The sequence below is a fragment of the Pseudomonas sp. GW821-FHT04D07 genome (assembly GCF_059420225.1).
This window is the reverse complement of record NZ_JBWKTH010000009.1, coordinates 82,678-108,552: the sequence shown is the minus strand read 5'-3', so window position 1 is coordinate 108,552 and position 25,875 is coordinate 82,678. Positions and strand designations below refer to the sequence as shown.

The following is a 25,875-nucleotide window of genomic DNA, read 5'->3' as shown; positions in this document are numbered from 1 at the left end:
CCACGTATCAATTCGCCAAGTTTTTTTACGGAAAATTGATAGCGCCAAAGCCTAAAAAGACACAGGCCTTATCAGACCCGAATAAGCCTCTACTTATACTTGAACTGTACCCACCGAGATCGGCAAAGCCGATTGAAAGTGCCCACTAACGCTACAGGTATCGAGGACTAACGTCATGTTACTCAGCGCACTCCTGTTTGCAGCGATCATCGGCTTCTATCTGTTGTGCGGGCTGGTCGTCTACTTTGCCGATAACGTCATAACGCCCTCGAAAGCCCCGGATATCAAGCCTGTGCTGCAGAACCGGCACAGCCGCAACTGACCCTGAAAACGGCTCGCCGAGCGATTTAAAGCACCGCCGCGGGCGCTCTTCGCCCGCGGCCCCACTCAAGCACGACAACATGGAAGACTCGATATGGCTATTGATCTGTTACTGGCACTGGTGGTCGGCGTAGTGATCTACCTGTTCTACGCCGTTATCAACCCGGAGAAGTTCTGACTGCCCTGTTTCTGCCTGATGGAGCACTCCAGAAAAGTCCGTTGATTCAGGAGTTAATGCAATGTCACACCTCTGGCTACAAATCATTATTACCTTGATCGCCACCCTGGCATTGAGCCTGGTGCTGGGACGTTATCTGGCCAGGGTGGTGACTGATCAGAAAACCGTGCTCGACCGGGCGCTCGATCCGCTGGACAACCTGCTCTACCGGCTGATCGGCAAACAGGCCTGCAGCCAGGCGATGAACTGGAAAAGCTACACCCTGCACATGCTGGCGACCAACCTGGTAATGGCCCTGCTGATCTACCTGGTGCTGATCTTCCAAAATGTGCTGCCGCTCAACCCGCAGCATTTCGCCGGCATGGAACCGATGCAGGCGTTCAACACCGCCATCAGTTTTATCACCAACACCAACTGGCAGAGTTATGGCGGCGAAAGCACCCTGTCCAACTTCAGCCAGATGGCGGCCATCACCTTTCCGATGTTCACCTCGGCGGCGACCGGCTTCGTGGTGGCGATTGCCTTTATTCGCGCCTTGCTGGTCACTGACGGTGGCGCCAATCTCGGTAACTTCTACCGCGACCTGATCCGCTTCACCACCCGGGTGCTGCTACCGGTGGTGCTGGTGCTGAGCCTGTTCCTGATCTGGCAAGGCGTACCGCAGACCCTGGATGCCAGCGTGGTGACCGACACCCTTCAAGGCGGCCACCAGACCCTGACCCTGGGCCCGGTCGCCACACAGGAAGCCATTGAAAACCTGGGGACCAACGGCGGCGGTTTCTTCAACGTCAATGCCGCACACCCGTTCCAGAACCCCAACGCGCTGACCAACTTCGTGCTGCTCCTGCTGATGGCCAGCCTGCCCGCCGCCCTGGTGGTGATGTTCGGCCACATGATCAAGAACCGTCGCCAGAGCACGCTGATCTACAGCGTCATGGCCCTGATGATGGTGGGTTTCCTGCTGCTCTGCGTGATTCCGGAACAGGCCGGCACGCCGCTGCTGAGCCAGCTGGGTATCGACACCCACGCCAGCGCCCTGCAGGCCGGCGGCAATATGGAAGGCAAGGAAGTCCGTTTCGGCATCGCCGAAAGCGGACTGTACGCCGCCTACACCACGGCGTTCACCACCGGTTCGATCAACTCGATGCACGACAGTTTCACCCCGCTGGGCGGCCTCTCGACCCTGGTGCAGATGATGCTGCAATGCGTCTTCGGCGGTAAGGGCGTGGGCTTTCTCAATTTCCTGATCTACGGCCTGATCGGGATCTTCGTCGCCGGCCTGATGGTCGGGCGCACCCCGGAGTTTCTCGGCAAGAAGATCGAGAAACGGGAAATTATCCTGGTCTCGCTGGCCATGCTGATTCACCCGCTGGTGATCCTCGCGCCCTCGGCCTGGTCGATGGTGATGCCCTACGGTGTGGCCGCGCTGGGCAATGCCGGGGTGCATGGCTATTCGGAAGTGCTCTATGCCTTCACCTCCGCCGCCGCCAACAACGGCTCGGCCTTTGGCGGCCTGAACGCCAATACGCCCTGGTACAACCTGGCCATCGCCTGCGTGATCATCATCGGTCGTTACCCTTCGATCATCTTCCTGATGGCGGTCGCCGGCTCATTGGCCGCCAAGCCGACCCTGCAGCCCAGCATAGGCACCCTGCGTACCGATACCCCGCTGTTCGGCATCTGGTGGCTGGCGACGATCGTCATCGTCGGCGCACTGACCTTCCTGCCGGCGCTGGTCCTTGGACCGATCGCCGAGTTTTTCGCCATGAACAAGCACTTGCTGTTCTAAGGGTGAGGAGACTGAGATGAAAGTTGAAAAAGCATTGCCACTGGCCCCGCTGTCGCCCCCTGTCGCAGCCCGCAAGGCGCCGCGCGCAGACGACCGCCAGGAAAGTCTGCGGCTGATCCTGGTCGAACCGCTGAAAAAGCTCGACCCGCGGGTACAAATCAAGAACCCGGTCATGTTCGTGGTCTGGATCGGCACCCTGGTGACCGCCGCGCTGACCCTCAACCCGCAACTGTTCGGGCCGTCGAATGCGACCTCGCTGTACAACGGCGTGGTGACCTTCATCCTGTTTATCACGGTGTGGTTCGCCAACCTCGCCGAAGCCATGGCCGAGGGTCGCGGCAAGGCCAAGGCGGCGTCGCTGCGCCAAACCACCACGCAGCTCAGTGCCACGCGGCTGCTCCCCGGCGGTCGTATGGAAGTGGTGTCCGCCGCTTCACTGCGCAAGGATGACCTGATCAAGGTCAACCGCGACGAGCTGATTCCCATGGACGGCGAAGTGGTGGAAGGCGCCGCTTATGTCGACGAGTCGATGATCACCGGTGAATCCGCGCCAGTGATCAAGGAGTCCGGCTCGGACGTCAACTCCAGCGTGACCGGGGGTACCAAGGTGATCTCCGACTCACTGGTGATCCTGGTCACCGCCTCGCCGGGCAACACCTTTCTCGACCGCATGATCAGCCTGGTGGAAGGCGCCAAACGACAGAAAACCCCGAACGAGATCGCCCTCACCGTGTTGCTCTCGGTGCTGACCCTGATCTTCGTCATCGTGGTCACCGCCATTGCCCCGGTGGCGAGCTACCTCAATGCGCAGATCAACGTCGCCGACCTGGTGGCGCTGATCGTCGCGCTGATTCCCACCACCATCGGTGCCCTGCTCTCGGCCATCGGCATCGCCGGTATCGACCGCACCTTGCACTTCAATATGCTGGCGATGTCCGGCAAGGCCGTGGAAGCCGCCGGCGACGTCAACACCCTGCTGCTGGACAAGACCGGCACCATCACCATCGGCAACCGCCAGGCCACCGAGTTCCTGCCGGTCAGGGGCGTTACCCGCCAGGAACTGCAACAGGCGGCCTACCTCGCCTCACTGTTCGACAGCACCCCGGAAGGCAAGTCCACCACGGCCTTTGCCAAGGCCCAGGGCATCCACGAGGAAAGCCGTCTGGAAGAAGCCGTGGGCATGGACTTCTCGGCGCAAACTCGCATGAGTGGTTCGGACCTGGCCGACGGTCGTGTCGTGCGCAAGGGCGCGGTGGATTCCCTGGTCAGCTACGTCAGGGACAGCTATGGCAGCGCCATTCCCGCCGACCTCGAGCGCCTTGCCCTCGGCGTCAGCCAGCAAGGCGCGACGCCCCTGGCGGTGGCCATCGACGGGCAAATCCTGGGCATCATCAACCTGTCCGATGTGCTCAAGCCGGGGATCCGCGAACGGGCCGCGCAATTGCGCGCCATGGGGATTCGCACGGTGATGGTCACCGGTGACAACCCGACCACCGCCAGCGTGATCGCCGCCCAGGCCGGCCTCGACGACTTCGTCGCCCAGGCCACCCCCGAGGACAAGCTCAAGCTGATCCGCAGCGAACAGGCGGCCGGGCACCTGGTGGCCATGACCGGCGACGGCACCAACGACGCCCCGGCCCTGGCCCAGGCGGATGTCGGCCTGGCCATGTACACCGGGACCATGCCGGCCAAGGAAGCGGCGAATATCATCGACCTGGACTCCGACCCGACCAAGCTGCTGGACCTGGTCACCATCGGCAAGCGCATGCTGATCACCCGCGGTGCCCTGACCACCTTCTCCATCGCCAACGACGTGGCCAAGTACTTCGCCATTCTGCCGGCGCTGTTCATGGTCGCCCTGCCGGGCCTCGCGGCATTGAACCTGATGCACCTGGCGACGCCGCAAAGCGCCATCCTGTCGGCGCTGATCTTCAACGCGCTGATCATTCCGGCACTGATTCCCCTGGCCCTGCGCGGCGTCAACTTCATGCCAAAAAGCGCGGAAACCATGTTCTATCGCAACTTGCTGGTGTACGGCGTCGGCGGGCTGATTGCGCCCTTTATCGGCATCAAGCTGATCGACCTGTGCCTGGCACCCTTCCTGTAGGAGGATCGGCTCATGATCAAGTTCTTGTCACCGGCGCTGCGTGTCACCGCCGTCACCTTCGTGCTCTGCGGCCTGATCTACCCCTTCGCCGTCACCGGAATCGGGCAACTGCTGTTTCCCGCACAGGCCAACGGCAGCCTGGTGAAAAGCGCCGAAGGCCAGGTCATCGGCTCGGCGCTGATCGGCCAGCAATGGGACGCCCCGCAGTGGTTCCATGGGCGGCCATCGGCCACTACCGACACCGATCCCAAGGACCCGCTGAAAACCGTGCCGTCGCCCTATAACGCGGCCAGTTCCTCGGGCTCCAACCTGGGGCCGACCAGCCAGGCCCTGAGCGATCGATTGAGCGCCGACCGGCATGCCCTGGAACAGGCCCAGCCGGAACTGGCCGGCCAGCCCCTGCCCGCCGATATGCTGACCACCTCGGCCTCCGGCCTGGACCCGGACATCAGCCCGGCCAATGCCGCCTTGCAGGCCACCCGCGTGGCGCAACAACGTGGCACCGCGCTGGACAATGTGCTGGCGCTGGTCCAGGCCAATACCCAGGCACCGACGCTGGGGCTGTTCGGCGAATCGCGAGTCAACGTGCTGACCCTGAACCTGGCTTTGCAAAGGGACTATCCGAGTCATCAATAAGGCGGGACAATAGGCGGGACTTACTCTGCAACAGCGACAATAGACATGAACGTACAGCTTTCACGAAGCGCCCCGCCCCTGTTCTGCCTGCTGATGCTGGCGATCGGATGTTCAATGATCGCCGGCTGCTCGGGGAGAGGTTCGCAAACCCCGGTCGAAGGTTACGCCTGCTACGCCAAGGCGGTACCGACGCAGGGGGATGGCGGATTGGCCTGGGGACCGAACGTGAAAAACGCCAGTGCCAAAGCGATGGGTAACTGCCAGCGCTACGCCGCGGAATCGGGCGGAACGCCCTCGACCTGCAAGGTCACCCTGACCGGCTGTCGCTAAAAAACACCGCCCCCCCTGTAGGAGCCAGCTTGCTGGCGATGACGGCCCCGAAGTCGGTACAAGACTGACAGGCCTCATCGCCAGCAAGCTGGCTCCTACCGGTTTCTGGGCATTTTCAAAATCCCACACGCAGACAGGACTCACAAACTTACAGAGGGGGCTTGCACAGTCAATATTATGGTATACCATCATACCATCTGATCAACGTGCACCCAGGAGCCCCCTTATGAGTTTCGAAATCCGCAAGATCGTCAGCTATGCCGAACAGACCCTGATCGAAGGCGGCAAGGCCGCGGACAAACCGGTGACCATGATCGGCCTCGCCGTGGTGATGAAAAACCCCTGGCTGGGTCGCGGTTTCGTCGAAGACCTGAAGCCGGAAATCCGCGCCAACTGCTCCGACCTCGGCGCCATGATGGTCGAGCGCCTGGTGGCGGCCATCGGCGGGGCCGAACGCATCGAAGCCTACGGCAAGGCCGCGGTGGTCGGCGCCGACGGCGAAATCGAACACGCCTCGGCGGTGATCCACACCCTGCGCTTCGGCAACCACTACCGCGAAGCGGTCCAGGCCAAGAGCTACCTGAGCTTTACCAACAAGCGCGGCGGTCCCGGCACCTCGATCCAGATCCCGATGATGCACAAGGACGACGAAGGCCTGCGCTCGCACTACATCACCCTGGAAATGCGCATCGAAGACGCCCCGCGTGCCGACGAGATCGTCGTCGTCCTCGGTTGCGCCGACGGTGGCCGCCTGCACCCGCGCATCGGCAACCGTTATATCGACCTGGAAGAACTGGCCGCCGAGAAAGCCCGGTAATCAACAAGAAAGGCAGGAGCGCTCCATGATTCGGCACACCGCTGAACGCACCCCGGCCGGCACCAGTTACCTGGCGACCGGCGACGGCCCACCCGTGGTCCTGATCCACGGCGTAGGGCTGAACAAAGAAATGTGGGGCGGCCAGGTCGTCGGTCTGGCACCGCACTACCGGGTGATCGCCTACGACATGCTCGGCCACGGCGCCAGCCCGCGCCCCGACCCGGACTGCGGGCTGCCCGGCTATGCCGAGCAGTTGCATGAGTTGCTCGAACACCTGCAGTTGCCGGCGGCCCACGTGATCGGTTTTTCCATGGGCGGCCTGGTGGCCCGGGCCTTCGCCCTGCACTACCCGCAACAGCTGCAAAGTCTGGTGGTGCTCAACAGCGTGTTCAACCGCAGCGCCGAACAGCGGGCCGGGGTGATCGCCCGCACCAGCCAGGCGGCGCAACATGGTCCGGATGCCAATGCCGAGGCGGCCCTGTCGCGCTGGTTCAGCCGCGAGTACCAGGCGGCGAACCCGGCGCAGATCGCCGCCATCCGCCAGACCCTGGCCGGCAACGATCCCCAGGGTTACCTGACCACCTACGAGCTGTTCGCCACCCAGGACATGTACCGTGCCGACGATCTGCACGGCATCCAGGCGCCGACCCTGATCGCCACCGGCGAACTGGACCCGGGATCGACCCCGCAGATGGCCCGGCAACTCGCCGAACGGATTCCCCACGCCCAGGTTGCCGTGCTCGCCGAGCAACGGCATATGATGCCCGTGGAGTCGCCGCGCCTGGTCAACCAGGTGCTGCTGGACTTTCTTGCCAGCGCCCACGCCCGCCCAAACCAGATAAAGGGGATCGTTGCATGACACTCACCCGCTTCCAGATGTGCATCGACGGTGAATGGGTCGATGCCCTGTCCGGCAAGACTTTTGAAAGCCTGAACCCGGCCCTGGCCCAAGCCTGGGCGGAACTGCCTGACGCCGACGAAGCCGACGTCGAACGCGCCGTGCAAGCCGCGCAGACCGCCTTCGACAGCCCGGCCTGGCGTGGACTGAGCGCCACTGCTCGCGGCAAACTGCTGCGCCGCCTGGGCGATTTGATTGCCGAAAACAAAGAACAACTGGCCCAGCTGGAAAGCCGCGACAATGGCAAACTGATCCGCGAAACCCGCGGCCAGGTCGGTTACCTGCCGGAGTTCTTCCACTACACCGCGGGCCTGGCTGACAAACTCGAAGGCGGTACCCTGCCCCTCGACAAGCCCGACCTGTTTGCCTATACCGTGCACGAAGCCATGGGGGTGGTCGCGGCGATCATTCCCTGGAACAGCCCGCTGTACCTGACGGCGATCAAACTGGCGCCGGCCCTCGCGGCCGGCAATACCATCGTGATCAAGCCATCCGAGCACGCCTCGGCGACTATTCTGGAGCTGGCCCGCCTGGCCCTGGAAGCCGGCATTCCAGCGGGTGTGGTCAACGTCGTCACCGGTTACGGCCCGAGCACCGGCGCCGCCCTCACCGGCCATCCACTGGTACGCAAGATCGCCTTCACCGGCGGCGCCGCCACGGCGCGGCATGTGGTGCGCAGCAGCGCCGAGAACTTCGCCAAGCTGTCCCTGGAACTGGGTGGCAAGTCGCCGAACATCATCTTTGCCGACGCCGACCTGGACAGCGCGATCAACGGCGCCATCGCCGGGATTTACGCCGCGTCGGGGCAGAGCTGCGTCTCCGGCTCGCGCCTGCTGGTGCAGGACGAGATCTATGACGAGTTCGTCGAACGCCTGGTGGCCCGCGCCCAACGTATCCGCATCGGCAACCCGCAGGACGACAGCAGCGAGATGGGCCCCATGGCCACCGCGCAGCAACTGGCGGTGGTCGAAGGCCTGGTCGCCGACGCCCTGGCCGAAGGCGCGCGCCTGCGCCTGGGTGGCAAGCGTCCGGAGAACCTGGGTGAAGGCTGGTTCTACGAGCCGACCCTGTTCGAGTGCGACCGCAACTCGATGAAGATCATGCAGGAAGAAGTCTTCGGCCCGGTGGCCTCGGTGATCCGCTTCAAGGACGAAGCCGAGGCCCTGGCCATCGCCAACGACTCGCAGTTCGGCCTCGCCGCTGGCATCTGGACCCGTGACCTGGGCCGTGCCCATCGCCTGGCCCGGGACATCCGCTCCGGGATCATCTGGGTCAACACCTACCGCGCGGTCTCGGCCATGGCGCCCATCGGCGGGTTCAAGAACAGCGGCTACGGTCGCGAGAGCGGCATCGATTCGGTGCTGGCCTATACCGAGCTGAAAACCGTGTGGATCAACCTCTCGTCGGCGCCGATGCCCGACCCCTTCGTGATGCGCTAGGAGGCAGACGAAATGATCGAACCCGGTATCTACAAAGAAGTCATGGGCTCCTTCCCGTCAGGCGTCACGGTGGTCACCACCCTGGACGCCGAGGGCGGCATCGTCGGCATCACCGCCAGTGCCTTCAGCGCCCTGTCCATCGACCCGGCGCTGGTGCTGTTCTGCCCCAACTACGCCTCGGACACCTACCCGATCCTGCGCAACAGCAAGCAGTTCGCGATTCATCTGCTGTCCGCCGAGCAGACCGCCGAAGCCTATGCGTTCGCCGGTAAAGGCAAGGACAAGGCCCGCGGCATCGACTGGCACCTGAGCGCCCTGGGCAATCCACTGCTGCGCAACGCCACGGCGATTATCGAGTGCGAACTGTGGCGCGAATACGACGGTGGCGATCACGCCATCATCGTCGGCGCGGTCAAACACCTGATCCTGCCCGAGCAGCCGGTGACACCGATGATCTACCACAAGGGCAAGCTCGGCCCGTTGCCCGCGCTGGCCTGAGCTTTTGCCCTGGCGCGAGCCGACGCGGATGAACGCCGCATGATAAGCTTGCCGATGATTTCGGCCCTCGATCGGCCCCACGAACTTTTAGAGCGGATCCCATGAAACGCCTGCCACTCGACGACAGCTTCAAGGTCAATCGCAACCCCGTTACCCTGCGCGAAATCGTGCTGGACAAGCTGCGAAGTGCCATCATGAACTTCCAACTCATGCCGGGGGACCGCCTGGTCGAGCGCGATCTGTGCGAACGCCTCGGCGTCAGCCGCACGTCCGTGCGCGAAGCCCTGCGGCACCTGGAGTCCGAAGGCCTGGTGGCCTTCGCCGACGCCAAGGGCCCGAGCGTCGCCGTCATCACCCTGGCGGATGCGGTCGATATCTACGAACTGCGCTGCGTGCTGGAAGGCCTGATCGTCCAGTTGTTCACCCTGCGAGCCAAGGCCAAGGACATCAAGGCCCTGGAAAAGGCCCTGGAGGTCAATCGCAAGACCCTCAAGGAGGGCGAACTGCAACAGGTGATCGATTCGGTGCAAGGCTTCTACGACGTGCTGCTCGAAGGTTCGGGCAACCATGTCGCCGCCACCCAGCTGCGCCAGTTGCAGGCCCGGATCAGCTACCTGCGGGCCACCTCGGTGTCCCAGGAAAACCGGCGCGGCGCGAGCAACCAGGAAATGGAGCGCATCGTCGAGGCGATCAAGAGCGGCGACCCGCTGGCCGCCCACCAGGCCTCGGTTGACCACGTGCGCGCGGCGGCCAAGGTGGCGCTGGAGTACCTCAAGCGCAAGCAGGACGAAGCCGGTCCGGCCCCCGAGATCACCGCCCCCATCGCCCTCAAAGAACCACGCATGGGCCGCTGACATGTCCAGCCCACGCTTCTGCCCGCAGTGCGGCGCTGCCGACCTCGGCCGGCAAGTGCCGCCGGGCGACAGCCATGAACGCCTGATGTGCGGGGGCTGCGGCTACATTCACTACGTCAATCCGAAAATCATCGCCGGCTGCATCATCGAACGCGACGGCCAGTACCTGCTGTGCCAACGGGCGATCCCGCCACGGCCCGGCACCTGGACCCTGCCGGCGGGTTTCATGGAAGCGGGCGAGACCACCGAGCAGGCGGCCCTGCGCGAAGTCTGGGAAGAGAGCGGCGTGCGCGCGGAAATCCTCTCGCCCTACTCGATCTTCAGCGTGCCGAAAATCAGCGAGGTGTACATCATCTTCCGCGCCATCGCGCTGGAGATCACCGGCCAGTTCGGGCCGGAAACCCTGAACTACCAATTCTTCGCGCCCGAGGATATTCCTTGGGACAGCATCTACTACCCGGCGATCCGGCAGATCCTCGAACGCTACATCGAGGAACGCCAGGCCGGGGTCTACGGCATCTACATCGGCAACGACGACAGCGGCAAGATTCACTTTATCCGCTGAGCGCCTTCAGGGCGCCATCCCCTCGACAATGATCACTTCAGCCCGCGCCGCGCCTTCGCGGTGTCCGCGCGCCTCCTGATATTGCGCCGAACGATAGCAGGCCAGCGCCTGATCGTAGGAATCGAACTCGATCACCACATTGCGCTGTGGCGTTTCCCGCCCCTCCAACGCCTCGGCGCGTCCGCCCCGTGCCAGCAGGCGTCCGCCGTAAAGGGCAAATACCGCTGGCGCGCGGCGGGTGTACTCGGTGTATTGCTCGGCGTCCGTGACATCCACATGGGCAATCCAGTAAGCCTTCATCAATGACCTCATTGCGGGTTTATTTTGTATTATGGTATACCATAATCCACACTTTCATACAAAGCGAGCACCGGCATGGCCTTTGACCGTATCCAGGACATCATCGACGACTACCGCCAGGGCAAGATGGTCCTGCTGGTGGACGACGAAGATCGCGAAAACGAAGGCGACCTGCTGATCGCCGCCGACTGCTGCAACGCCCAGGCTATCAGCTTCATGGCCCGTGAGGCGCGCGGGCTGATCTGCCTGACCCTGACCGACGAGCATTGCCGGCGCCTGGGCCTGGAACAGATGGTGCCGAGTAACGGCAGTGCGTTCAGCACCGCCTTCACCGTGTCCATCGAGGCCGCCCACGGCGTGACCACCGGTATTTCCGCCGCCGACCGCGCCCGCACCGTCGAAGCCGCGGTGGCCGCCGATGCCCGCGCCGAAGACCTGGTACAACCCGGGCATATTTTCCCCCTGCGTGCCCGTGAAGGCGGCGTGCTGACTCGCGCCGGGCACACCGAGGCCGGCTGCGACCTGGCGCGCCTGGCCGGCTTTACCCCGGCCTCGGTGATCGTCGAAGTGATGAACGATGACGGCAGCATGGCCCGACGTCCGGACCTGGAAGTGTTTGCGCGTCAACACGGCCTCCGGATCGGCACCATCGCCGACCTGATTCACTACCGCCTCAGCACCGAACACACAGTGCTGCGGATCGGTGAACGGGAACTGCCGACGGTGCACGGCACCTTCCGCCTGATCACCTTCGAGGACCGCATTGAAGGCGGCGTGCACATGGCCATGGTGATGGGCGATATCCGCCGCGATACCCCGACGCTGGTGCGGGTTCACGTCATCGATCCGCTGCGCGACCTGGTCGGCGCCGAGTACCACGGGCCGAGCAACTGGACGCTGTGGGCCGCGCTGCAACGGGTCGCCGAGGAAGGCTGTGGCGTCGTGGTGGTGCTGGCCAACCATGAATCGTCCCAGGCCCTGCTTGAACGTGTACCGCAACTGACCCGGCCGCCGCGCCAATACAGCCGTTCGCAATCGCGGATCTATTCGGAGATCGGCACCGGGGCACAGATACTGCAGGACCTCGGTGTCGGCCAACTGCGCCACCTCGGGCCGCCGCTCAAATATGCCGGGCTGACCGGCTACGATCTGCAGGTGGTGGAGAGCATCCCCTTCCCGCAACCCTGAGACCACCGTCACCCTGTGGGAGCGCCGGTCGACGCTCGATTGCCAGCAATGAGGACCGCGAGTCTTGCACTGACTGTCCAGACGTCATCGCCGGCAAGCCGGCTCCCACATTAGGCCCTGGTGCACAGCAAGATAGCGTCACCCCCGCCCCCCCTGTAGGAGCTGGCTTGCCAGCGATGAGGACCGCGAGTCTTGCATCGACTGTCCAGACATCATCGCCGGCAAGCCGGCTCCCACAAAAAAGCGTCAAGGCCGGATCACCGGTAAGGCAAAGTGCTTGCAGAAAGTTTGGAATACCATAATATGATATTCCGTAGACCGGAGATATTTGCCAAGTGCCCCCGACAGGGAAAGCACAAGAAAATGCCCTTGGCACGGTCGCCTTAACAGGCCCCGATGGACCTACTGCTCCCGATAGGCGGGCATCAACAACCCGCTCAAAAACACAACAAATGAGGGCGTGAAAATGGTGTTGAACAAAGCTGCAAGCGCGACATTGCTCGCGGGTTTCCTGGCAATCGGCAGTTCCTTCGCCATGGCCGCCGACAGCGTCAACTTCGTCAGTTGGGGCGGCAGCACCCAGGACGCGCAGAAACAGGCCTGGGCCGACCCGTTCAGCAAGGCCAGCGGCATCACCGTGGTCCAGGACGGTCCGACCGACTACGGCAAGCTCAAGGCCATGGTCGAAAGCGGTAACGTGCAGTGGGACGTGGTCGACGTCGAAGCCGACTTCGCCCTGCGCGCCGCCGCCGAAGGCCTGCTCGAACCGCTGGACTTCAGCCAGATCCAACGCGACAAGATCGACCCGCGCTTCGTCTCCGACCACGGCGTCGGTTCGTTCTACTTCTCCTTCGTACTCGGCTACAACGAAGGCAAGCTGGGCGCCGGCAAGCCGCAGGAGTGGAGCGCGCTGTTCGACACCAAGACCTACCCGGGCAAACGTGCCCTGTACAAATGGCCGAGCCCCGGCGTGCTGGAGCTGGCCCTGCTGGCCGACGGCGTCCCCTCCGACAAGCTCTACCCGCTGGACCTGGATCGCGCCTTCAAGAAACTCGACACCATCAAGAAAGACATCGTCTGGTGGGGCGGTGGCGCGCAATCTCAGCAACTGCTGGCCTCCGGTGAAGCCAGTCTCGGCCAGTTCTGGAACGGTCGGATCTACGCCCTGCAGCAGGACGGCGCACCAGTGGGTGTGAGCTGGAAACAGAACCTGGTCATGGCCGACATCCTGGTCGTGCCTAAAGGCTCCAAAAACAAGGCGGCGGCCATGAAGTTCCTGGCCAACGCCAGCAGCGCCAAGGGCCAGGCCGACTTCTCCAACCTCACCGCCTATGCCCCGGTCAACGTCGACAGCGTCGCGCGCCTGGACTCGGTACTGGCACCGAACCTGCCGACTGCCTACGCTAAGGATCAGATCACCCTCGACTTCGCATACTGGGCCAAGAACGGTCCGGCCATTGCGACGCGGTGGAACGAATGGCTGGTCAAATGAAATTGGCGGCCACGCTTTCCCCTGACACCCGTCCGACCGGGAGCGCCCCTGGCGCTGCCGGCCTGGCCAGCAGCAAGGCGGCGGTCATGCAGCAGTCTTCCACGTATGCGCAGCGCTGGCGGGGGGCGGGCAACCTGTTACCCGCCCTGCTGTTCCTCGGCCTGTTTTTCCTCGCGCCGCTGATCGGTCTGTTGCTGCGCGGCGTGCTGGAGCCCACGCCCGGGCTTGAGAACTATCAGCAACTGTTCGCCAACTCGGCCTACGCGCGGGTCCTGCTCAACACCTTTTCGGTGGCCGGGCTGGTCACGCTGTTCAGCCTGTTGCTGGGCTTTCCCCTGGCCTGGGCGATCACCCTGGTGCCGCGTGGCTGGGGCCGCTGGCTGCTGAGTATCGTGCTGCTGTCGATGTGGACCAGCCTGCTGGCGCGGACCTATTCGTGGCTGGTGCTGCTGCAGGCCTCGGGGGTGATCAACAAGGCGTTGATGGCCATGGGCATCATCGACCAGCCACTGGAGATGGTGCACAACCTGACCGGCGTGGTGATCGGCATGAGCTACATCATGATCCCGTTCATCGTTCTGCCGTTGCAGGCGACCATGCAGGCCATCGACCCGATGATCCTGCAGGCCGGCGCCATCTGCGGGGCCAGTCCCTGGCGCAACTTCCTGCGGGTATTTCTGCCGTTGTGCCGGCCGGGGCTGTTTTCCGGCGGGCTGATGGTCTTCGTCATGTCCCTGGGTTACTACGTCACTCCCGCCCTGCTGGGCGGCGCGCAGAACATGATGTTGCCGGAGTTCATCATTCAACAGGTGCAGTCGTTCCTCAACTGGGGCCTGGCCAGCGCCGGTGCCGCCCTGCTGGTGCTGATCACCCTGGTGTTGTTCTACTTCTACCTGAAGCTCCAGCCGGAATCCCCGGTTGGCGCCAGTAACGCGAGGTAAGTCGTCATGCTCCTGACTCCCAATGCCATGAGCCGGCGCCTGCGCCTGGGCCTCTACCTGACCACCGGACTGATCGCCCTGTTCCTGCTGCTGCCGATCGTGTTCATTGTCCTGCTGTCGTTCGGCTCCTCGCAGTGGCTGGTGTTTCCGCCGCCGGGCTGGACCCTGAAATGGTACGCCCAGTTCTTTTCCAACCCGGACTGGATGAATGCCGCCCTGGCCAGTTTGAAGGTGGCGATCCTGACCACCTTCTGCGCCGTCGCCCTTGGCCTGCCGACCGCCTTCGCCCTGGTCCGTGGGCGCTTCCCCGGCCGGGAATTGCTCTACGGCCTGTTCACCCTGCCGATGATCGTGCCGCTGGTGATCATCGCCGTGGCGGTGTACGCGCTGTTTCTCAAGCTCGGCTACACCGGGACGCTGTTCGCCTTCGTGGTCAGCCACGTGATCGTCGCCTTGCCCTTCACCATCATCTCGATCATCAACTCGCTGAAGCTGTTCGACCAGTCGATCGAGGATGCCGCGGTGATCTGCGGTGCTTCACGCCTGCAGGCGGTGTTCAAAGTGACTTTCCCGGCGATTCGTCCCGGCATGGTCGCCGGCGCGCTGTTCGCCTTCCTGGTGTCGTGGGATGAAGTGGTGCTGAGCGTGATGATGGCCAGCCCGACCCTGCAAACCTTGCCCGTGAAAATGTGGACCACCCTGCGCCAGGACCTGACCCCGGTGATCGCCGTCGCGTCGACGCTGCTGATCGCCCTGTCGGTGCTGGTGATGGTGCTCGCCGCCGCCCTGCGCCGGCGCAATGAACTGCGCCCCTGAGCGCCCTGGAGTAAAACATGAGTGCCGTGATCAAAGACCCCGCGCAGTCCCACGACCGCCCCCTGGTCAGCTTGCGCAACCTGAACAAGCACTACGGTGACTTCGCCGCCGTGGACAATATTTCCCTGGATATCCAGGAGGGTGAATTCCTCACCTTCCTCGGCTCCAGCGGCTCGGGCAAAAGCACCACCCTGTCGATGCTGGCCGGTTTCGAAACGCCCAGCAGCGGCGAAATCCTGGTGGGCGGACAGTCCCTGGTCAAGGTCCCGCCGCACAAACGCGATATCGGCATGGTGTTCCAGCGTTACTCGCTGTTCCCCCACCTGTCGGTACGCGACAACATCGCCTTCCCGCTGACCCTGCGCAAGCTCAGCAGCGCCGAACGCGAGCGCCGGGTCGAGGCCATGCTCAAGCTGGTGCAGTTGGAAAGCTTTGCCCATCGACGCCCTTCGCAGCTTTCCGGCGGCCAGCAACAGCGCGTGGCGATTGCCCGGGCGCTGGTCTACGAACCGCGCATCCTGCTGATGGACGAACCCCTCGGCGCCCTGGACAAGAAGCTGCGCGAAGACTTGCAGGATGAGCTGCGCCAGCTGCATCGGCGGCTGGGCATCACCATCGTCTATGTGACCCATGACCAGGAGGAAGCCATGCGCCTGTCCCAGCGCATCGCGATTTTCAGCCATGGCAAGATCGTCGGCCTGGGCAGCGGCTACGACCTCTACCAGAACCCGCCGAACGCCTTTGTCGCCTCGTTCCTCGGCAACTCGAACTTCCTCAAGCTCAAGGCCCGCGGCAACGCCGTGGCGGACTTCGAGGGCCAGGCCCTGGCGATCCGGCCGACTTCCGGGGTGTCCAGCGAGCAGCCGCTGCTGCTGATGGTGCGTCCGGAGAAGGCCCTGGCACTGAGCCTCGAACAGGCCGCCGCCGAACCCTTGCCGGCGGGCTGGAACGAGGTGCCGGCCAAGGTCGGCGAAATGCTCTTCCTCGGCGAAAGCCAGACCTGCAGCGTGGTCACCGACGGCGGCACGGCGATGACGGTCAAGGCGCTGTCGGCCACCGGCATGCCACTCAAGGCCGGCGATCCGCTGCGGGTACGCTGGGCCAGCGCCGATGCCTGCGTCTATACCCAATGGAGCGAAGGCGATTTGAATAAAGCCGCTGGCGCCCATTGAATAAAACCCGGGCCAGGGGTGTTATATCCGGGTAGCCAGGCACAATCGGCCGTGCAACCCGGAGATCCGAATGAACATCCTGTTATCTGCGACCGCGCTGGCCAGTGCCCTCCTCTGCACCTCGACACTGGCGGCGCCCCCGGACTGGCGCCTGGCCAAGGACGAAGACGGCATCCAGGTGTACCTGAGCCACGTCCCGGGCTCGCGCTACCAGAGCTTTCGCGGCGTGACGCGGATCAACGCCGATGTCGGCACCCTGAGCAACCTGCAGGAAAACCTCCGGGTCGCCTGCAAATGGCTGTACGCCTGCGCCGATATGCGCCTGCTGAAAAATGACGGCGACGACACCTGGGTCTATCTGACCACCGCGTTGCCGTGGCCGGCGCAGACCCGCGACATGGTGATTCACGTACACAGTGAGCGCGCCGACGACGGCAGCCTGACCCGGCATCTGGAGGCGGTGCCCGGCTTCGTACCCAGCGTGCCGGGACAGATCCGCGTCAGGCAGATGAAAGGCACCTGGACCCTGCACCCGGAAAGCGACACGCAAACCCGCGTGACCTATGAGCTGCAAGCCGAGCCAGCCGGTGATATCCCGTCCTGGCTGGCCAATCAGTTTGTGATCGATGCACCGATGGTCAGCCTCAGGACCTTGCGCGTGGTGGCCGAGCACCAGGGCCTGCGCAGCGTCGAAACAGCGCCCTAGTCAGGCCTGGAGCCGTACCTTGAAGTCCTCGATCCAGGCCCGGACCATGGCGGAATAAGGCGCCTCGGGCCGGGCCATGCGTTTCATTTCCCCGAGAATCTGGTCCTGGAGGAAGTACAGGCGCTTGGCGATACTGACCAGTTTGGCGGAGGGCGGCGCCTCGGAATCCGGTAAAAGCTCGTCCGCCATCGCCCCCACTTCCAACGCGAGCATTTCCAGGAACTCCAACTGGCGCAGCAGTCGCGTGCGCTCCTGCACCAGGCCCAGCCGGTTCAATCCGTAGACATGAATCGAGACGCTACCCTTGAGGCTCAAGCCGGCCGCCAAGGCTTCCTCGACGTTGCCATCCAGGGCGGCAGCCATGGGTGGCAGGTCGGCTCCCGTGTGCGGCCTGGGCAGCACCAGGCCGATCAGATTGCTCCGGTCGATATGAAATTTCAGGTGTTCGTCCGGGTTGTCGCGACACGGGTCGAGCAGCAGCGGGTACTCGTCGGCAAAGTCCTGCGTGGCGGACATGACCCGCTGGCCGAGGATCGGGAAGCTGTCTTTCTTGCCGGAAAGCAGCAGGCTGCCCTGGTTGAAACCCTGGCGGTCGTCCCGCAGGGTCAGCAACTTGGCCGACAGCCTGGGGCTGACCTGCTTGCGCTTGCGGTTGCAGTCGATGCAACTGGGCAACAGGTTGTCCCAGTCCATGGCGAGCCACCAATAGCCAGGATGGCTGGCGTCTTCGGACACCGCGCCCTTGGGGCGGTAGTGTTCGACATCCACCGGCGCGGTCGAGGCGAAGAAGCTTTCGCAATAGGCGCATTTGCCGTGGAACAGTGCGTCGAGCTGCTGCTTGACGCTGTCGGCCTTGTACACCGCGAAGGCCGGTGGGCTGCCGTTGGGCGCGGCGAACCAGGCCTTGAACTTTTGCAATTCCTTGGCGGCGGGCGAGTCGGCTCCGGACAGAGCCTCCGGTGCCTTGGCAGTGTTGCGGGTCACGGCGCGCATGCTTCAGATCCCCTCCAGGACCGCGAGGATCCGTTTTTTGGCGTCCTTGCGCAGCTCGCCGAGCTTGAGCGCACTGGCCTGGCGGCGGTTGCGCAGGTATTCCACCACTGCTTCCTGTACCAGCCGCTGGACTTCGCTGGCCCCCACCGGCAAGGCGTCGCTGATATCCCGTTGGAAGCGGCTCCAGGCGTGCTGCTGCGCCTCGCTCAGCGGCTGACCCTGCTCCCGGGCGGCGAGCAGGTCGGCGAACATCGCCAGCTCGCGCTCGGTGTCCGGCTGGTCGGTGGAGGTGAGGCTGAAAAAGTCCGAGGTCAACAATTGCTCGATGGTCAGCTGGCTGACGTTGGGCAGGCGGATCACCTGCTCCACCATCACCGGCCAATCGCTGTCGGGATTGGCCTCGCTGGCGACCCTTTGCATGACGATCACCTCGCCGTCCTGCATGCCGCGCAGGCACAGCGGATCGTGGGTGGTGGCAATGAAGGTGACGTTCGGCAAGGCGCTGCGCAGCGCGCTCATGATCTGGATTTTCCAGCGCGGGTGCAGATGGGCTTCGACCTCGTCGATCAGCACCACGGCCTGGGCGGTTTCCAGGCTGTCGAAGCAGGGATTGATGCGCCGGTTCATCAGGCCCTGGATGATGTCGCAGACCATCGCCAGTACCGAGCGATAGCCTGATGACGCCAGGCTCAGCGGGGTTCGACACAGGGCCTGGCTACCGGCAGCCGCCGTGACGATCAGGCAGCGTTGGTTGGCAAAATCGCGTTCCATGACCTCGAACCCGCCCTCGATGGAGAGGATATCCCGCAAGGCGCGCACCACGCTGTCGAACTCGACCTGCTTGAGACCCAACAGCCATTTCTCCGGGTTGGACAGCAGGGCCGTGGCGTCGAAAAGGTTGATGACCGATTTGCCCGGGCTGTAGCGCCGCACCTGTTTCTGGTATTGGCGGAAGGCGCCGTAGGCAAACACCGGCGGCGCGATGGGCGTACCTGCGGGCCAGTAGCCTGCGCCGGCGATGGTCAGCTCTCGTTGGCTGGCATCCTCGAAGGTAACGGTCACCGTCGCCGAGGTGCATCGCGGGACCTGCCCCGCGCCCAACAGCTCGGGATCGAGGGGCAGCGAGGCAATGTCGACCGGTAGTTGCGCGCGTGCTTCTTCGGTGCAGAGCGCCAGGGCCGTGGCCTCGAGGATGGAGCTTTTGCCGGCGGCGTTTTCACCCAGGATCAGCAGGGCGGGTCGAGTGGGCTTCGAGTTCGGCGCGTGTCCTTCCTGCGCAAGTGGCATCACCAGTTCGAGTTGCTCGATTCCCTTGAAGTTACTCAAGTGAATCGATGCCAGGGGTGAGTGCTCCCGAGGCAAGGATTGCGGCCGTTTCGGCGTTTGTGCGGACGTTTTCACAACCGCGAGTGCCAGTCTGGCTTCAAGTCCTTCACTCCAATATTCAAAACCTGGATTTAGAGCAATGGTGTGAAACGTCCAGTTAATACGACGACGCGAAAGTGCCAGCGGCTGGAGTTTTTCCGGAGAAAGCGCCAAAAGGATACGACGGCACAGCAAGTACCAAAGACCTCCGAACTCCAGTGTGGAAAAGTCAAGGACCGGCGGAAATGACACCTTATCCTCCTCCGCTTGAGGGAGCTCGAAGTTGAACAGCTCATCGAAATATAATTGCAGCCTGCTTCTACGCCGCTCAACCAACTGACTGCGATTGAGCTTGAAGTGGGAGATCGTTTCACGTCCGCGCCCTGTCAGCGCAAATAGCTCACCCGAAAGATCGACAGATAGGTGATTGACCAGACTGACTCGCTCACAAGGATCGAGCAGGAGGTGATGCTCCTTAAGCGGATAGTCACGCCATGTCCCCAAACTCTCCGCCACATAACCTCTAAGCTGAAGCGCTGTCGGCAAAGGCGCACGTTTGCCCCGAACAGGGAAGTAGTCCGGCCGGTCGGGCCTGCAATCCTTGCATAGGGGATAGATATTCTCCCAGACGCTGCTCAGCCAGACGTAATACAGGTGGGCATCTGGCGTTTGCTCGACTGGACTGACACCTGTACCAGGACGAAATCGGTAAGAAAGCGTGGGGACCTTGCTTTCACAGAACGCGCACTTGTCATGAAACAACCGGCTCAGGCTAGCGTGAACGGATGCATCATCCAGATCGAGGATCAACTCTGGAGCCCGAGTCTGTGCCCTCTTCATCTGGGCCGCCTGAAAGTACTTGGCCAGCGCTTCCCTGTTGGCCCTGGCCTCCGGACCTTGCAACAAACTCGGTGGTGGCACGGAACTGCGATCAAAGCGTTGCATGACTCTCTTCCCTAAGCAGTCAGGGGAAAGCCTGTCACCCTCCCCAAAAGCCAACGACTCTAAACGGCACCTCGGGAAAAGTGGAGGCGTTTTTCGCTCAATATCGCCCGGCCAGCTCCTGGCACCGTACCCTGACCGAACCATTGGAACAGCCGCCGCGACACCTGTCGCCAGAGCAAATGGCGGGATCGTTCGGCTCATCACCCAGGAACAGCCACAAGATTTCGTATACCATCTGCACAAATCATCTCGAACGATCAGAACCGTGGCCCTACCAAAACTCAACGCCCCCGATCTCGGCAATTCACCGTCGACCTCGGAAATCATCACCCGGCATCTGCGCGACGCTATCGTCGCCGGGCATTTCGCCGAGGACGAACCGATTCGCCAGGACGATATCGCCCGCCAGTTCAACGTCAGCAAGATTCCGGTGCGCGAAGCCCTCAAGCGCCTGGAGGCCGAAGGCCTGGTGATGTTCCAACGCAATCGCGGGGCAATGGTCACCCGGGTGTCCGATGCGGAACTGGCGCAGATGTTCGAAGTGCGCATGCTGCTGGAAGACAAGGTGCTGCGCCTGGCGATTCCGAACATGACCGAGGAAACCTTCGCCCGCGCCGAACGCATCTGCCAGGAATTTATCGGCGAAGATGACGTGGGCCGCTGGGCCGAGCTCAACTGGGAACTGCACGCCTGCCTCTACGAACCGGCGCAACGCCCATTTCTGGTGGGCCTGATCCGCTCGGTCAACGACAAGCTGGAACGCTACCTGCGCATGCAGATGAGCCTTTCCGCCGGCAAGGAGCGCGCCGACCACGAACACCGGGAAATTCTCGCGGCCTGTCGCGCCGGCAATGTGGACCTTGCGGTGAAACTGCTCGACGCGCATATCGCCGGCGTCTGCAAGACCCTGTTCGAACACTTGCCCCACAGCCACTGAGCAGCGCAATGCACTGTGCCGATTTCGTCATCGGCACCGGCTAAATCCCTCAAGCCGACACCCCCCTCCACAGGCCACTCTTCCCTTCACTTATCTGAACGGACGTGGCCCTCCCATGAAACGCATCAGCGTGATCGACTCCCACACCGGCGGCGAACCCACCCGCCTGGTGATCGCCGGTTTTCCTGACCTGGGCAACGGCAGCATGGCCGAGCGGCGCCAGCGCCTGGCCGAAGAGCATGACCCGTGGCGCGCGGCCTGCGTGCTCGAACCCCGTGGCAGCGATGTGCTGGTCGGCGCGCTGCTCTGTGAACCGGTGGACCCGAATGCCTGTGCCGGGGTGATTTTCTTCAACAACAGCGGTTACCTCGGCATGTGCGGCCACGGCACCATCGGCCTGGTGGCCTCGCTGGCGCACCTGGGCAAGATCGGCCCCGGCACCCACAGCATCGAGACGCCAGTGGGCACGGTGCAGGCGACGTTGCACGAAGACCATTCGGTCAGCGTGCGTAATGTCCCCGCCTATCGTTACCAAAAAGCCCTGGCGCTGGAGGTACCGGGCATCGGCCAGGTTATTGGCGATGTCGCCTGGGGCGGCAACTGGTTTTTCCTGATCGCCGAGCATGGTCTGGACATTGCCGGCGACAATCTCGAGGCACTGACCGCCTATACCTTCGCCGTCCAGCAAGCCCTCGAGGCCCAGGGTATTCGTGGTGAAGATGGCGGGCTGATCGATCATATCGAGCTGTTCGCCGATGACCCGCGCGCCGACAGCCGCAACTTCGTCCTCTGTCCCGGCAAGGCCTACGACCGCTCCCCTTGCGGCACGGGCACCAGTGCCAAGCTGGCGTGCCTGGCGGCCGACGACAAATTGCAGCCGGGGCAGATCTGGCGTCAGGCCAGCGTTATCGGCAGTGAGTTCGAGGGCTCCTACGAACGACAGGGCGAACGCATTGTGCCAACCATTCGTGGCCGCGCCTTTATCAGCGCCGAAACCAGCCTGATCATCGAACAGGACGACCCGTTCGCCTGGGGCATTCGCCCGTGAACGTGGGCCGGGTGGCCGATGTGATCGTGATCGGCGCCGGCATCGTCGGCGCCGCCTGTGCCCAGGCGCTGGCCCGACGCGGCTTGCAGGTCCTGGTGCTGGATGCCGGCCTGCCCGGGGCGACGGCGGCGGGCATGGGCCATCTGCTGGTGCTCGACGACAACCCTGCCGAGCTGGCACTGAGTCAATACTCCCTGCAACGCTGGCGCGAAACGGCAGCGGAGCTACCCGACGGCTGCGCCTACCGCAGCAACGGTACCTTGTGGCTGGCGGCCAATGTCGAAGAAATGGCCGTCGCCCAAAGCAAATACCTGAACCTGCAGGCCCGGGGTGTGGCCTGCGAGTTGATCGGCAGCAGCGCCTTGCGCCAGCGCGAACCCGAATTGCGCGAAGGCCTGGAGGGCGGGTTGCTGATCAATGGCGACGGTATTCTCTATGCCCCGGCAACCGCCCGCTGGATGCTCGATACCGTGAATATTAGTCAACGCCGGGCACGGGTCAGTGAAGTCGAGGGCAACCGCGTGCGCCTCGATGACGGTCACTGGCTGAGCGCCGATGCCGTGATTCTGGCCAACGGCGTGCAGGCCAGCGAGCTGTGCCCGGAATTGCCGATCGTGGCGAAAAAAGGCCACTTGCTGATCACCGACCGCTACCCCGGCAAAGTCACCCATACCCTGGTGGAACTGGGTTATGTCACCAGCGCCCACAACGCCAGTGGCCCTTCGGTTGCCTGCAATATCCAGCCACGCCCGACCGGGCAGCTGTTTATCGGCGCCTCGCGGCAATTCGGCACCACTGACCCGCAGGTCGAAGGCTGGATGCTCGCCAGGATGCTCAGACGTGCCACCGAATACATGCCCGGGCTGGCGCAACTCAATGGCATCCGCGCCTGGACCGGCTTTCGCGCCGCCAGCCCCGACGGCTTGCCGCTGGTGGGCCAGCACCCGCAACGGCAAGGCTTGTGGCTCGCCGTCGGTCACGAAGGCCTGGGGGTCACCACGGCACCCGGCACCGCCGACCTGCTGGTGGCGCAACTGTTCGACGAAACACCCGCGCTGGCCGCACAACCTTATTTGCCACAACGTTTTCTCGGGGAGCCTGTTTATGCCTGAATTGATGCTGGACGGCCGTGCCCTGAAAGTTGCCGAAGGCACCAGCGTCGCCGCAGCACTGGCCCTGGCCGGTGACGGCTGCACGCGAACCGCAGTCAGTGGCCAACGCCGCGCACCGTTGTGCGGCATGGGCATTTGCCAGGAATGCCGGGTGAACATCGACGGCCGCCGGCGCCTCGCCTGCCAAACGCTGTGCCGTGACGGCATGCAGGTGGAGACCCACCCATGAGCGACTACGCCGATCTGCTGATCATCGGTGCCGGCCCCGCCGGCATGGCCGCCGCACTCGCCGCCGCGCCAAGCGCCGCGCGTATCGTGATCCTCGACGACAACCCTCTGCCGGGCGGACAGATCTGGCGCGACGGGCCCCAGGCCAAGCTACCGAACCAGGCCCGTCGTCTGCGTGAGCAACTGGAGCGTTGCGGCAATATCCAGCGCCATGCCAGCACCCGGGTGATCGCCTGTGTCGGGCCGAAACAGCTGCTGCTCGAGGATGATGAGCGCGGTTGGATCATCCGTTACGACAAACTGATCTTGTGTACCGGCGCCCGTGAGTTGCTGCTGCCCTTCCCGGGCTGGACCTTGCCCGGCGTGACCGGCGTCGGCGGACTCCAGGCGCTGATCAAGGGCGGTCTGCCGGTGCGAGAGGAGCGTCTGGTGATTGCCGGCAGCGGCCCCTTGCTGCTGGCCAGCGCCGCGACGGCCAAGCACAACGGCGCCCGGGTGCTGCGTATCGCTGAGCAGGCAAGCACCAGCGCCATCGCCGGCTTTGCCGCGCAGTTGCCGCGCTGGCCGGACAAACTGCTGCAGTCGTTCAGCCTGTTCGACCCTCATTATCGAACCGGCAGCCATGTACTCGCCGCCCTGGGCAGCGACCGACTGGAAGGCGTACGCCTGCAACAGCAGGGTAAAATCGTCGAGCTGGCCTGCGATCGCCTGGCCTGCGGCTTCGGCCTGATCCCCAACACGCAGCTCGGCCAGGCGCTGGGCTACGCACTCGATGGCCAGGCACTGGCGGTCGATACCTGGCAAGCCGGCAGCCGCGTCGATCACTATGCGGCAGGCGAATGCAGCGGTTTTGGCGGCAGTGAACTGGCCTTGGTCGAAGGCGCGATTGCCGGGCACGCGGCGGTTGGTGAGCGTCCGCAGGCCCAGGCGTTATGGCCGCTGCGGGCACGCTGGCAGGGTTTTGCCAAGGTCTTGAACCATGCCTTCCGCCTCAAGCCACAACTCAAGTCGCTGGCCCAGGCCGACACCCTGGTGTGTCGCTGCGAGGATGTGCCTTACTCCGCACTGGTAACGCACAGCGACTGGCGCGAAGCCAAACTGGCCAGCCGCTGCGGGATGGGCGCCTGCCAGGGCCGGATCTGTGGCGCCGCCGTGCAGCAGCTGTTCGGTTGGCAACCCTCGGTACCGCGCCCGCCCTTCAGCCCGGCGCGGATCGAGACCTTGCTGTGCCTGGACGTCTCGCGCCGGCCTGAATGCCGGCCCGGGGCTTCCGGGCCCGGCGCCGAGCCTCTATGATCGGCAAGATCGCCCCCAGACTGCCAACGCCATGTACGCCTCGCTCAGCCACTTCAAACCCTGCGACCTGCCGACCCTGCTGAGCAGTTTGCAGCCGCTGGCGCCGCTGCTCGATAGCCTGCCGGACGTGGTGTTTTTCATCAAGGACTGCGAGGCCCGCTACGCTTTCGTCAACCAGACCCTGGCGCGGCGCTGTGGCTTCAAGGCAAGTGCCGAGCTGCTCGGGCGCACCGCCGACATGGTCTTCCCGGAACGCTTCGGCCCGCTCTACACCGCGCAGGACCGCCGGGTATTGTCGAGCGGCCGCGAGCTGGCCGACCAACTCGAACTGCACCTCTATTACGGCAACCAGCCGATCTGGTGCCTGACCCACAAACTCGCGCTGCACGACCTGCAAGGGCGTATCGTCGGCCTCGCCGGCATCTCCCGCGATTTGCAACTGCCGCAGTCCAGTCATCCGGCGTTCCCCAAACTCGCCGCGGTGGATGCCCATATCCGCAGCCACTTCGCCCGGCCCATCAGCCTTGCCGAGTTGACGGCGATTGCCGGGTTTTCCGTCGCGCAACTGGAACGCCATTGCAAGCGGGTGTTCCAGCTCACCCCGCGGCAAATGATTCACAAGGCACGCCTGGAAGAATCCTCGCGGCTGTTACTCGACACCGATTTGCCGATCACCGAAATCGCCCTGCGCTGCGGTTACACCGACCACAGCGCTTTCAGCCGACAGTTCCGCGCCCTGACCAGCCTCGCCCCCAGCCAGTATCGCGACAGCCGTCGCTGAGCCTCCCATCCCCTTGAAACCCACAACACTGTTATGTGGTGTCACTGTGGGGGGGGGGGGGGGGGGGGGGGGGGGGGGGGGGGGGGGGGGGAGGGGGGGGGGGGGGGGGGGGAGGGGGGGAGG

At 63.8% G+C, this 25,875-nt stretch carries 27 protein-coding genes; 24 read left to right on the top strand and 3 right to left on the bottom strand.

All coding sequences use genetic code 11. The features are described from left to right. Nucleotides 1-175 precede the first annotated feature (175 nt). From AC07T0_RS13820 to AC07T0_RS13765, 12 genes are all read left to right on the top strand, one after another. Nucleotides 176-322 (top strand): hypothetical protein, encoded by a 147-nt coding sequence (locus tag AC07T0_RS13820; RefSeq protein WP_495001704.1) that lies wholly within the window; start codon nucleotides 176-178, stop codon nucleotides 320-322. Nucleotides 323-415: 93 nt separating this feature from the next. Next, nucleotides 416-499 carry a K(+)-transporting ATPase subunit F gene (gene kdpF, locus AC07T0_RS13815; RefSeq protein WP_100943765.1) on the top strand — a complete coding sequence of 28 codons (84 nt, stop codon included), beginning with the start codon at nucleotides 416-418 and terminating at the stop codon, nucleotides 497-499. 61 nt (nucleotides 500-560) lie between these two features. Then, the gene (kdpA, locus tag AC07T0_RS13810) at nucleotides 561-2,288 is read left to right on the top strand and encodes a potassium-transporting ATPase subunit KdpA (RefSeq protein WP_495001703.1); all 1,728 of its coding nucleotides are present in this window, start codon (nucleotides 561-563) and stop codon (nucleotides 2,286-2,288) included. Between the two features lie 16 nt (nucleotides 2,289-2,304). Then, nucleotides 2,305-4,395: a potassium-transporting ATPase subunit KdpB gene (kdpB, locus tag AC07T0_RS13805; RefSeq protein ID WP_495001702.1), complete on the top strand. Its 2,091-nt coding sequence runs from the start codon at nucleotides 2,305-2,307 to the stop codon at nucleotides 4,393-4,395. A 12-nt stretch (nucleotides 4,396-4,407) separates the two neighbouring features. Beyond that, nucleotides 4,408-5,031, top strand: coding sequence for a potassium-transporting ATPase subunit KdpC (kdpC, locus tag AC07T0_RS13800; protein ID WP_495001701.1), 624 nt, complete (start codon nucleotides 4,408-4,410; stop codon nucleotides 5,029-5,031). A 45-nt stretch (nucleotides 5,032-5,076) separates the two neighbouring features. Next, nucleotides 5,077-5,361 (top strand): hypothetical protein, encoded by a 285-nt coding sequence (locus AC07T0_RS13795; protein WP_495001700.1) that lies wholly within the window; start codon nucleotides 5,077-5,079, stop codon nucleotides 5,359-5,361. Between the two features lie 226 nt (nucleotides 5,362-5,587). Further along, nucleotides 5,588-6,178, top strand: a complete 591-nt coding sequence (locus tag AC07T0_RS13790; RefSeq protein WP_495001699.1) for an amino acid synthesis family protein — start codon at nucleotides 5,588-5,590, stop codon at nucleotides 6,176-6,178. 25 nt (nucleotides 6,179-6,203) lie between these two features. Continuing rightward, nucleotides 6,204-7,037: an alpha/beta fold hydrolase gene (locus AC07T0_RS13785; RefSeq protein WP_495001698.1), complete on the top strand. Its 834-nt coding sequence runs from the start codon at nucleotides 6,204-6,206 to the stop codon at nucleotides 7,035-7,037. Next, the gene (locus AC07T0_RS13780) at nucleotides 7,034-8,515 is read left to right on the top strand and encodes an aldehyde dehydrogenase (protein ID WP_495001697.1); all 1,482 of its coding nucleotides are present in this window, start codon (nucleotides 7,034-7,036) and stop codon (nucleotides 8,513-8,515) included. The genes AC07T0_RS13785 and AC07T0_RS13780 overlap by 4 nt, the downstream gene beginning before the upstream one ends. A gap of 12 nt (nucleotides 8,516-8,527) precedes the next feature. Then, nucleotides 8,528-9,013, top strand: a complete 486-nt coding sequence (locus AC07T0_RS13775; RefSeq protein ID WP_495001696.1) for a flavin reductase family protein — start codon at nucleotides 8,528-8,530, stop codon at nucleotides 9,011-9,013. A gap of 101 nt (nucleotides 9,014-9,114) precedes the next feature. After that, on the top strand, nucleotides 9,115-9,867 hold the full coding sequence (locus AC07T0_RS13770; RefSeq protein WP_495001695.1) for a GntR family transcriptional regulator: 753 nt from the start codon (nucleotides 9,115-9,117) through the stop codon (nucleotides 9,865-9,867). Between the two features lies 1 nt (nucleotide 9,868). Continuing rightward, the gene (locus AC07T0_RS13765; protein WP_495001694.1) at nucleotides 9,869-10,432 is read left to right on the top strand and encodes an NUDIX hydrolase; all 564 of its coding nucleotides are present in this window, start codon (nucleotides 9,869-9,871) and stop codon (nucleotides 10,430-10,432) included. A 6-nt stretch (nucleotides 10,433-10,438) separates the two neighbouring features. Here the strand turns inward: AC07T0_RS13765 and AC07T0_RS13760 are convergent, their stop codons facing one another. Beyond that, nucleotides 10,439-10,732, bottom strand: coding sequence for a DUF1330 domain-containing protein (locus AC07T0_RS13760; RefSeq protein WP_495001693.1), 294 nt, complete (start codon nucleotides 10,730-10,732; stop codon nucleotides 10,439-10,441). Nucleotides 10,733-10,807: 75 nt separating this feature from the next. On the opposite strand from AC07T0_RS13760, the gene ribBA reads away from it, so the two are divergent. From ribBA to AC07T0_RS13730, 6 genes are all read left to right on the top strand, one after another. Continuing rightward, nucleotides 10,808-11,920, top strand: a complete 1,113-nt coding sequence (gene ribBA / locus AC07T0_RS13755) for a bifunctional 3,4-dihydroxy-2-butanone-4-phosphate synthase/GTP cyclohydrolase II (RefSeq protein ID WP_495001692.1) — start codon at nucleotides 10,808-10,810, stop codon at nucleotides 11,918-11,920. 466 nt (nucleotides 11,921-12,386) lie between these two features. Continuing rightward, nucleotides 12,387-13,412 carry an ABC transporter substrate-binding protein gene (locus tag AC07T0_RS13750; RefSeq protein ID WP_495001691.1) on the top strand — a complete coding sequence of 342 codons (1,026 nt, stop codon included), beginning with the start codon at nucleotides 12,387-12,389 and terminating at the stop codon, nucleotides 13,410-13,412. Next, entirely contained in the window at nucleotides 13,409-14,353 is a 945-nt protein-coding gene (locus tag AC07T0_RS13745; protein WP_495001787.1) for an ABC transporter permease, read from the top strand. The genes AC07T0_RS13750 and AC07T0_RS13745 overlap by 4 nt, the downstream gene beginning before the upstream one ends. A gap of 6 nt (nucleotides 14,354-14,359) precedes the next feature. Next, a complete protein-coding gene (locus AC07T0_RS13740; RefSeq protein ID WP_248796337.1) occupies nucleotides 14,360-15,169 on the top strand; it encodes an ABC transporter permease in 810 nt (269 codons plus the stop codon). A gap of 17 nt (nucleotides 15,170-15,186) precedes the next feature. After that, a complete protein-coding gene (locus AC07T0_RS13735; protein WP_495001690.1) occupies nucleotides 15,187-16,341 on the top strand; it encodes an ABC transporter ATP-binding protein in 1,155 nt (384 codons plus the stop codon). Nucleotides 16,342-16,411: 70 nt separating this feature from the next. Next, on the top strand, nucleotides 16,412-17,047 hold the full coding sequence (locus AC07T0_RS13730; RefSeq protein WP_495001689.1) for an START domain-containing protein: 636 nt from the start codon (nucleotides 16,412-16,414) through the stop codon (nucleotides 17,045-17,047). On the opposite strand, the gene AC07T0_RS13725 is transcribed toward AC07T0_RS13730, so the two are convergent. Both AC07T0_RS13725 and AC07T0_RS13720 read right to left on the bottom strand, forming a co-directional pair. After that, nucleotides 17,048-18,040 (bottom strand): HNH endonuclease family protein, encoded by a 993-nt coding sequence (locus AC07T0_RS13725; protein WP_495001688.1) that lies wholly within the window; start codon nucleotides 18,038-18,040, stop codon nucleotides 17,048-17,050. It lies immediately after the preceding gene. A gap of 3 nt (nucleotides 18,041-18,043) precedes the next feature. Beyond that, the gene (locus tag AC07T0_RS13720) at nucleotides 18,044-19,366 is read right to left on the bottom strand and encodes an AAA family ATPase (RefSeq protein ID WP_495001687.1); all 1,323 of its coding nucleotides are present in this window, start codon (nucleotides 19,364-19,366) and stop codon (nucleotides 18,044-18,046) included. A 1,249-nt stretch (nucleotides 19,367-20,615) separates the two neighbouring features. Between AC07T0_RS13720 and AC07T0_RS13715 the strand changes: the two genes are divergently transcribed. The 6 genes from AC07T0_RS13715 to AC07T0_RS13690 all read left to right on the top strand — a co-directional run bounded on the left by AC07T0_RS13715 (nucleotide 20,616) and on the right by AC07T0_RS13690 (nucleotide 25,752). Next, nucleotides 20,616-21,287: a GntR family transcriptional regulator gene (locus tag AC07T0_RS13715; RefSeq protein WP_495001686.1), complete on the top strand. Its 672-nt coding sequence runs from the start codon at nucleotides 20,616-20,618 to the stop codon at nucleotides 21,285-21,287. 115 nt (nucleotides 21,288-21,402) lie between these two features. Then, nucleotides 21,403-22,335: a 4-hydroxyproline epimerase gene (locus AC07T0_RS13710; protein WP_495001685.1), complete on the top strand. Its 933-nt coding sequence runs from the start codon at nucleotides 21,403-21,405 to the stop codon at nucleotides 22,333-22,335. Then, entirely contained in the window at nucleotides 22,332-23,447 is a 1,116-nt protein-coding gene (locus tag AC07T0_RS13705) for an NAD(P)/FAD-dependent oxidoreductase (RefSeq protein ID WP_495001684.1), read from the top strand. The genes AC07T0_RS13710 and AC07T0_RS13705 overlap by 4 nt, the downstream gene beginning before the upstream one ends. After that, the gene (locus AC07T0_RS13700) at nucleotides 23,440-23,676 is read left to right on the top strand and encodes a 2Fe-2S iron-sulfur cluster-binding protein (RefSeq protein ID WP_495001683.1); all 237 of its coding nucleotides are present in this window, start codon (nucleotides 23,440-23,442) and stop codon (nucleotides 23,674-23,676) included. Before AC07T0_RS13705 ends, AC07T0_RS13700 begins: the two co-directional genes overlap by 8 nt. Continuing rightward, nucleotides 23,673-24,971 (top strand): FAD-dependent oxidoreductase, encoded by a 1,299-nt coding sequence (locus tag AC07T0_RS13695; protein WP_495001682.1) that lies wholly within the window; start codon nucleotides 23,673-23,675, stop codon nucleotides 24,969-24,971. The genes AC07T0_RS13700 and AC07T0_RS13695 overlap by 4 nt, the downstream gene beginning before the upstream one ends. Before the next feature lie 31 nt (nucleotides 24,972-25,002). Then, nucleotides 25,003-25,752, top strand: coding sequence for an AraC family transcriptional regulator (locus tag AC07T0_RS13690; RefSeq protein ID WP_495001681.1), 750 nt, complete (start codon nucleotides 25,003-25,005; stop codon nucleotides 25,750-25,752). Nucleotides 25,753-25,875: the final 123 nt, after the last annotated feature.